Source organism: Nesterenkonia muleiensis, from assembly GCF_003600155.1.
GTDB classification, from domain to species: Bacteria; Actinomycetota; Actinomycetes; order Actinomycetales; family Micrococcaceae; genus Nesterenkonia; species Nesterenkonia muleiensis.
Genome location: NZ_QWLD01000056.1, coordinates 223,322 through 229,835, shown reverse-complemented (window position 1 = coordinate 229,835; position 6,514 = coordinate 223,322). Strand labels below are relative to the sequence as shown.

General features: G+C 64.9%; 7 protein-coding genes. 5 read left to right on the top strand and 2 right to left on the bottom strand.

Features of this window, described 5'->3' with window-relative positions:
• Positions 1–137 precede the first annotated feature (137 nt).
• Positions 138–1,547 (top strand): TrkH family potassium uptake protein, encoded by a 1,410-nt coding sequence (locus DVO78_RS17235; RefSeq protein WP_238385385.1) that lies wholly within the window; start codon positions 138–140, stop codon positions 1,545–1,547.
• A gap of 22 nt (positions 1,548–1,569) precedes the next feature.
• Positions 1,570–2,208 (top strand): potassium channel family protein, encoded by a 639-nt coding sequence (locus tag DVO78_RS17230; protein WP_120006851.1) that lies wholly within the window; start codon positions 1,570–1,572, stop codon positions 2,206–2,208.
• Positions 2,209–2,228: 20 nt separating this feature from the next.
• Here the strand turns inward: DVO78_RS17230 and manA are convergent, their stop codons facing one another.
• On the bottom strand, positions 2,229–3,404 hold the full coding sequence (gene manA, locus DVO78_RS17225) for a mannose-6-phosphate isomerase, class I (protein WP_120006810.1): 1,176 nt from the start codon (positions 3,402–3,404) through the stop codon (positions 2,229–2,231).
• Between the two features lie 148 nt (positions 3,405–3,552).
• Between manA and DVO78_RS17220 the strand changes: the two genes are divergently transcribed.
• The 3 genes from DVO78_RS17220 to DVO78_RS17210 all read left to right on the top strand — a co-directional run bounded on the left by DVO78_RS17220 (position 3,553) and on the right by DVO78_RS17210 (position 5,566).
• Positions 3,553–4,755: an acetoin utilization protein AcuC gene (locus DVO78_RS17220; RefSeq protein ID WP_238385384.1), complete on the top strand. Its 1,203-nt coding sequence runs from the start codon at positions 3,553–3,555 to the stop codon at positions 4,753–4,755.
• 330 nt (positions 4,756–5,085) lie between these two features.
• On the top strand, positions 5,086–5,181 hold the full coding sequence (locus tag DVO78_RS17215; RefSeq protein ID WP_022873036.1) for a 30S ribosomal protein bS22: 96 nt from the start codon (positions 5,086–5,088) through the stop codon (positions 5,179–5,181).
• A gap of 139 nt (positions 5,182–5,320) precedes the next feature.
• Positions 5,321–5,566, top strand: coding sequence for a glutaredoxin family protein (locus tag DVO78_RS17210; protein WP_120006808.1), 246 nt, complete (start codon positions 5,321–5,323; stop codon positions 5,564–5,566).
• A 77-nt stretch (positions 5,567–5,643) separates the two neighbouring features.
• On the opposite strand, the gene proC is transcribed toward DVO78_RS17210, so the two are convergent.
• Positions 5,644–6,480: a pyrroline-5-carboxylate reductase gene (gene proC / locus DVO78_RS17205; protein ID WP_120006806.1), complete on the bottom strand. Its 837-nt coding sequence runs from the start codon at positions 6,478–6,480 to the stop codon at positions 5,644–5,646.
• Positions 6,481–6,514: the final 34 nt, after the last annotated feature.

Here is a 6,514-nt window from a genome sequence, read left to right as displayed (position 1 = left end):
CTCTCGGCCGCATCACCGCGGCCATCACACCTGAAGCTGGTCCCGCGGGCAGGGAAACCCCGCGTGCGGCCTGACATCAAGCTGCACTGGAACAGTGCTATCCCCAGGGGCAGGGGTCCAGGCGTAAGCTGACCCTCGTGCCACGCAGGAACGGTGCCGATACCGCAGACCCGCCCATCCGGCAGAGGACGCTGTGGGAATCATTGAAGCGCCCCATGAGCCGTCTGGTCGGATCATCGCCGCCGCGAATAGCGCTGCTCGCCTTCGCGGTGGTCATCGCCGTTTTCACCGCACTGCTCATGATGCCCTGGGCGACCGCCTCCGGCCGTTCTGCCCAGTTCCACGACGCAGTCTTCGTCGCCACCTCCGCCGTGTCGGTCACCGGACTCATCTCTGTCAACACCGCCGAGCACTGGTCGCTGGCCGGTCAGATAGTGATTCTTGCCGCTATCCAGATCGGCGGTCTGGGAATCCTGACACTGGCCACACTGGTGGCCGTCTCCGTCACTCACCATCTGGGACTACGTACCCGTCTGGTAGCCCAGGAAGGCATGGCCACTGGTCGGTTGGGCGAAGTCGGCTCGCTGATCAAGACCGTGGTGGTCTGCAGCGTCGTCGTGGAAGCCGCACTGGCTGCAGTCCTGGTTCCGCGAATGATGATGCTGGACGAATCCCCGGCCGTCGGCGCCTGGCACGGGCTGTTCTACTCGATCAGCGCATTCAACAATGCGGGGTTCGTCATCCACCCCGAGGGGTTGGCGGGCATCGGCCACGACCCGGTGGTGCTGTGGACCATTATGGTCGGGGTCTTCCTGGGCAGTCTGGGCTTCCCGGTCCTCCTGGTGCTGTGGCGCTGCCGCTGGCACTTCACAAAGTGGAGCCTGCACACCAAATTGACCATGCAGGTCACTGTGCTGCTCATGGTGCTCGGCGCCGTCGCCTACGCCCTGTTGGAGTGGCACCACGCCGACACCATGGGCGATATGACCATCTGGGAGAAGCTGCAGAACTCACTGTTCGCCTCGATCATGATGCGCTCTGGCGGATTCAGTGTGGTGGACAACATCATGGAGCACTCCGAGACCATGCTGGTGACCAATGCGCTGATGTTCGTCGGCGGCGGGTCGGCCTCCACCGCCGGCGGGATCAAGGTCACCACCTTCGCAGTGATATTGCTCGCCTTCCTGGCCGAGGCCCGCGGCCAGGAAGAGTCCACCGCACACGGACGCACCATTCCCGCTCAAGCGGTGCGCGTGGCCATCTCGGTGGTGGCCGTGTCCGCCACCCTCATTCTGGTCTCCACGCTGGCGCTGATCATGATCGCCGGCGAAGATCTGGAACGCCCGCTCTTCGAATCGATCTCAGCATTCGCCACAGTGGGGCTCACCTCTGGGCTCTCGGCTGAGCTGCCGCCATCGGGCCTGTATGTGCTCTCGGGCTTGATGTTCGCCGGGCGTGTGGGCATTATGACTTTCGCTGCCGCGCTGACCATCAGGCACAGCGGCACCCGCTACCGTTATCCCGAAGGAAGGCCGATCATTGGCTAAGAAGCAGCAGACCAATAAGCCGGTGCTGGTGATCGGGCTGGGCCGGTTCGGTATCGCCCTGGCACAGCAGCTGGTGGACCAGGGCCAAGAGGTGCTGGCCGTGGACCGCCAACGCAGCCTGGCGCAGAAGCATGCCGAGGCCTTCACCCATACCGTGGAGGCTGATGCCACCGACATCGAAGCACTGCGTCAGCTGGGGGCAACGGAGTTCGATGCTGCGGTGGTCGGAGTGGGGACCTCCATCGAGTCCAGTGTGCTGATCGCTGCGAACCTGGTGGACCTTGGTGTCAGCCAGGTGTGGGCCAAGGCCATCAATCCCACCCATGGGAAGATTCTCACTCGCATAGGCTGCCACCATGTGATCTATCCGGAGCACGACGCCGGGGTTCGTGCCGCCCACCTGGTGAGCGGAAAGATGATGGACTTCATCAAGTTCGACGACGACTTCGCCATCGTCAAGATGTACCCGCCCAAGGTGCTGCAGGGCAAGACCATCGAGGAGTCACAACCGCGCAAAAGGCATCACGTCAATGTGGTGGGCGTGAAGCCACCGGGTCAGGACTTCGTCTACGCCCAGCCGGAGACCAGAATCAGACCCGGCGACACGATCGTGGTCAGCGGTGACGTCCGCCACCTGGAATGGTTCGCCGACCACGTCTGAACAGCGTCCGCGCGTCGGGCTCAGCGCCGTGGGGTGGCCAGGAACGCCCTCCCCCGCCCCTCAAAGGTCAGCCTCCCCCCGGCGGGGTGAAACAGGAAGTCACCGCGACCCGCACTACGTGACGCCTCCTCACCCGGCCCCGGAGATGTCACGGCGAAGTCTCCCTCCAGCACGGCCACCAGGCTGGGTCCAGCGGTGGTCACCGCGGTTCCGGCGGTGATCTCCAGCAACTCGAAGTCCGCGCCCTGGCCCTCTGGGCCTTTGGCTGTTCGGTAGCTCCGTGCACCCGGTTCACACGTCACCGGACTCAGCCGAACCGCTGGGCCTGGTGTGGTGTCGAGGACAGCAAGGAGCTCTTCGACGTCGATGTGCTTGCTGGTCAGCCCCCCGCGCAGCACATTGTCGCTGGGACCCATCAGCTCCATCCCCGTACCGCTGAGATAGGCGTGGATGGTGCCCGCCGGAAGCCACAACGCCTCCCCTGCGGCCAGGACCTCGTAATTCAGCAGCAGCGCCACCACCACCCCCGGATCGCGGGGGAAGTCAGCCAGCAGCCGTGGCACCAGCGACAGTTCAGCGGGAAAGCGCGGGGCTGCTGACTCCAGTTCGGCGATCAGCCCAATCGTCTCTGGGGTTCCTGAGAGCAGCCAGCCGACAGTCGCCCGGATCCCTCCAGCGCCCAGAATCTCCTCCAAGCGAGACATCTCCGGGCTGGCCAGCCCGTCGCGTTCCAGCTCAGTGCCCACGCGCCTGACCATGGCGAGAACCTCGTCAGGCTCACGGAAGCCACACAGCGCTTCGAAGCCGTCGGCGAGCGCCACGATCATCTCTGGTTTGGGCCACGGATCCCGGTAGCTGCGGTGACCTGCATCCAGCGGAACGCCGCTTGCTTCCTCCCGCTGGTATCCCCGCTTGGCCTGCTGTGCGGTGGGATGGGCCTGCAGCGAGAGCGGGGCTGCGGCATCGAGTATCTTCAGCAGGAAGGGCAGCTGCTGCCCGGAGGACTCCTCCCAGTGCCTCAGGTCGGTCCACTGACTATCCGGGTCTGTCACCCGGCTGGGCGAACGGGGGTGGGAGCCCAGCCAGAGCTCAGCTTCCACCTCACCGGTCGGGGTGCGGCCCAGCAGCGCAGAGATGCCCCCTTGTGAGCCCCACGGATAGGGGACGGGAGCATTGTCAATGGCGATCAGTGTCATTGAATCCTCTCTGCGGCAGGGATAACGACGGTCGCTGATTCTGGCACGTGTCGCTGATGACGGTCACCATGACATCGTAGGCTTCATTTCCAGTTCAGGCTCATGACACATACACGTCAGCTGGAGCATAAAGGTAGGATTCTGAGGTGTGACTCGTACCGCACACGCACCGGCGCCGCCCACCTCAGTGGTGTGGGACCCTGCGCTGTTGGGGTACAAATTCACCGCCAGCCACCCCATGAACCCGATCCGCCTTGAACTGACTGAGCGGTTGGCCCGGGATCTGGGAGTTCTCGATGCTGAGAACCTCACCGTGACCGCTCCAGGGATCGCCGACGACGCCGCGCTGGCCACCGTCCATGACCCCGGCTACATCGAAGCCGTCAGGTCCAGCGCCGGTTCCGGTGAGGGTTGCCCGGAGTACGGACTGGGAACTGATGATGTCCCGGTGTTCGCAGATATGCATACCGCCGCTGCCAGAATCGCCGGCGGCAGCATAGGGTTGGCCCAGGAGTTGCTGGCAGGATCCGCAGTGCACGGGCTGAACTTCGCCGGCGGGATGCACCATGCGGCCCGTGCGAAGGCCGGTGGCTTCTGCATCTACAACGACGCCGCCCTCGCCATCCAGTACCTTCTGGAAGGCGGTACCCGGCGCGTGGTCTACCTTGATGTGGATGCCCACCACGGCGACGGCACCCAGGACATCTTCTACGCCGACCCACGGGTGATGACCATCTCCATCCATCAGAGCGGCACGACCCTGTACCCCGGCACAGGCTTTCCCAACGAGACCGGTGAGAACGACGCCGCCGGCTCCTCGGTCAACATTGCCCTGCCGCACACCACTGGAGACGCCGGTTTCCTGCGGGCCTTCCACGCGGTGGTCCCGGCTCTGGTCCGCGCCTTCGAGCCGGAGGTCATCGTCTCCCAGCACGGCTGCGACACTCATGCCGATGACACCCTCGCGGATCTGCGCCTGAGTGTCGACGGCCAGCGTCAGCTCGCACTGGACATCGGGCACCTGGCCGAGGAGTTCACCAACGGCCGGTGGATCGCCACCGGCGGCGGGGGGTACAGCCTGTATCAGGTGGTCCCCCGGACCTGGGCCCATCTCACCGCCATCGTGGCAGGATCGCCGGTTCCGCTGAACACTCCTACTCCCAGCAGCTGGCGAGAGTACGTGCGCAACACCTACCACGTCACCGCCCCGGAGAAGATGCACGACGACGCCGAACTCTGGTGGCGCTCCTGGGAGCTGGGCTACGACCCAGAAGATGCTGTGGACCGCGCCATCGTCCAGACCCGCAAAGAGATCTTCCCGCTGCACGGCTTGGACCCTTGGTTCGACTGAGTTGGTCCCGGCGGCGGGGGAACCCCACTCGCCTCTCGGCCGGCTTGCGCCGGCCTTCACACCTGAAGAGTCCCGGCGGCGGGGAAGCCCGCTGGCTCCACGACGTGGCCCACGCAAACGCTTACGCGTTCTGCATGGGTCCCCGACGTCGCGGCTCCCCTCGCCCGGCTTGCGCCGGCCTTCACACCTGAAGAGCCCCGGCATTGCTCCGCTCGCAGCTCTGAGCCCAGTTCGCTGTCTTTGCGCTGAATCGGTAGACTACGTCGAGACCTTTTTGGCCTACGGGGCATTTCCCTGTCCCACCCCATCAACGTAAGGACTGTTCACCCTATGGGCTCAGTGATCAAGAAGCGCCGCAAGCGCATGGCGAAGAAGAAGCACCGTAAGCGTCTGCGGAAGACCCGCCACCAGCGGCGCAACAAGTAGTCAACCTCCACGCACGGCCCCGGCTTATCGGCCGGGGCTTTCGCGTACTCATCCCCATACTTCTCCCCGACGTTGCGCCAGCTCTCATCCGCCATATCCCGGGTGCTCTGAGGCAGGGAGAACCGTTGAGAGGAGCACCATGGTCGATGTCGAGGTTCTGGTCAAAGATGGCTGCCACCTCTGCGAGCGGGCCCTGGCCACCACTGCCGAGGCCTGCGCGGAGTACGGCCTGGAGCATCGCACCACTGACATCACGCACGACGGCGCCCTGCTGGCCCAGTTCGCCGAAGAGCTCCCGGTGCTGCGCATCAACGGTGCGGTGCGGGACTTCTGGACATTCGACCCCGTTCGCCTGCGCCGCCTGCTCGCCGAGGCCAGCACCTGAGCCCAGGTGCGCCTCAGCCCGCGTACGTCGGCTCCTTGTGACCACATATCAAGCGAAATCTGCGCCCAAATATGGTGCTACGGGTCCAGCGAGCGGGTGATCTCGGCTGCCCGGACAGCCGCCGCCTTGGCCCCAGCCCTGATGGCCTGACCCATACCAGCGGCGTCGAAGGTCTCGAGTGCTTTCTGTGTGGTGCCGTTCGGGCTGGTCACGTTCCGCCGCAGCTGAGCGGCGTCGTTCTCCCCGTGGTTCTCCACCAGCATCTTGCCCGCCCCATAGATGGTCTCAGCAGCCAGCCGCGCCGCCAAGTCCGGGTCCAGTCCCATCTCGGCACCGGCGGCAGCCATATGCTCAGCGAGGTAGAAGGCGTAGGCCGGCCCTGAGCCTGCCACAGCGGAGAGCGCGTCAATCTGCTCCTCGGGCACCACATGCACTGTGCCCGAGCCTCCCAGCAGCTCAGCCACCAGTTCTGTCTGGTTCTCAGGGGTGTGCCTACCCGGAGTCAGTCCGACGACGCCCAGCCCCACAGACATGGGTGTGTTCGGCATACTCCGGACCACCGGCTGACCCGGATGCAGTGCGGCTTCCATCATCTCCACGGTCACCGCAGCAGCCACCGAGACCACCACAGCCTCCGGCCTCAGCGCGGCTTTGATCTCGGTGCAGAGATCAACGATCTGGTAGGGCTTGACACCCAGCATCACCACATCAGCCTCAGCAACGGCAGTGGTGTTGGCAGCCGTATCGGTCTCCTCAGCCAGCACCCGTACCCCGTACTGCTGCGAGCGCCGGTGGGCGGAGTCAGCAGAGCGTGAGGTCGCCAGCACATCGTCAGGGGAAACTCCGGACTCCAGCAGCCCGGCGAGGATCGCCCCGTTCATGGAGCCCAGCCCCAGCATCGCGATCTTTGTCATTCTTTTGCTCCTCCGTGTATCACAGCGCAGTCAG

Excerpts from the sequence above, each read along its gene's own strand:
- DVO78_RS17215 (WP_022873036.1), top strand. The coding sequence starts at position 5,086 with ATGGGCTCAGTGATCAAGAAGCGCCGCAAGCGCATGGCGAAGAAGAAG.
- manA (WP_120006810.1), bottom strand. The coding sequence starts at position 3,404 with ATGACACTGATCGCCATTGACAATGCTCCCGTCCCCTATCCGTGGGGC.
- proC (WP_120006806.1), bottom strand. The coding sequence starts at position 6,480 with ATGACAAAGATCGCGATGCTGGGGCTGGGCTCCATGAACGGGGCGATC.
- DVO78_RS17210 (WP_120006808.1), top strand. The coding sequence starts at position 5,321 with ATGGTCGATGTCGAGGTTCTGGTCAAAGATGGCTGCCACCTCTGCGAG.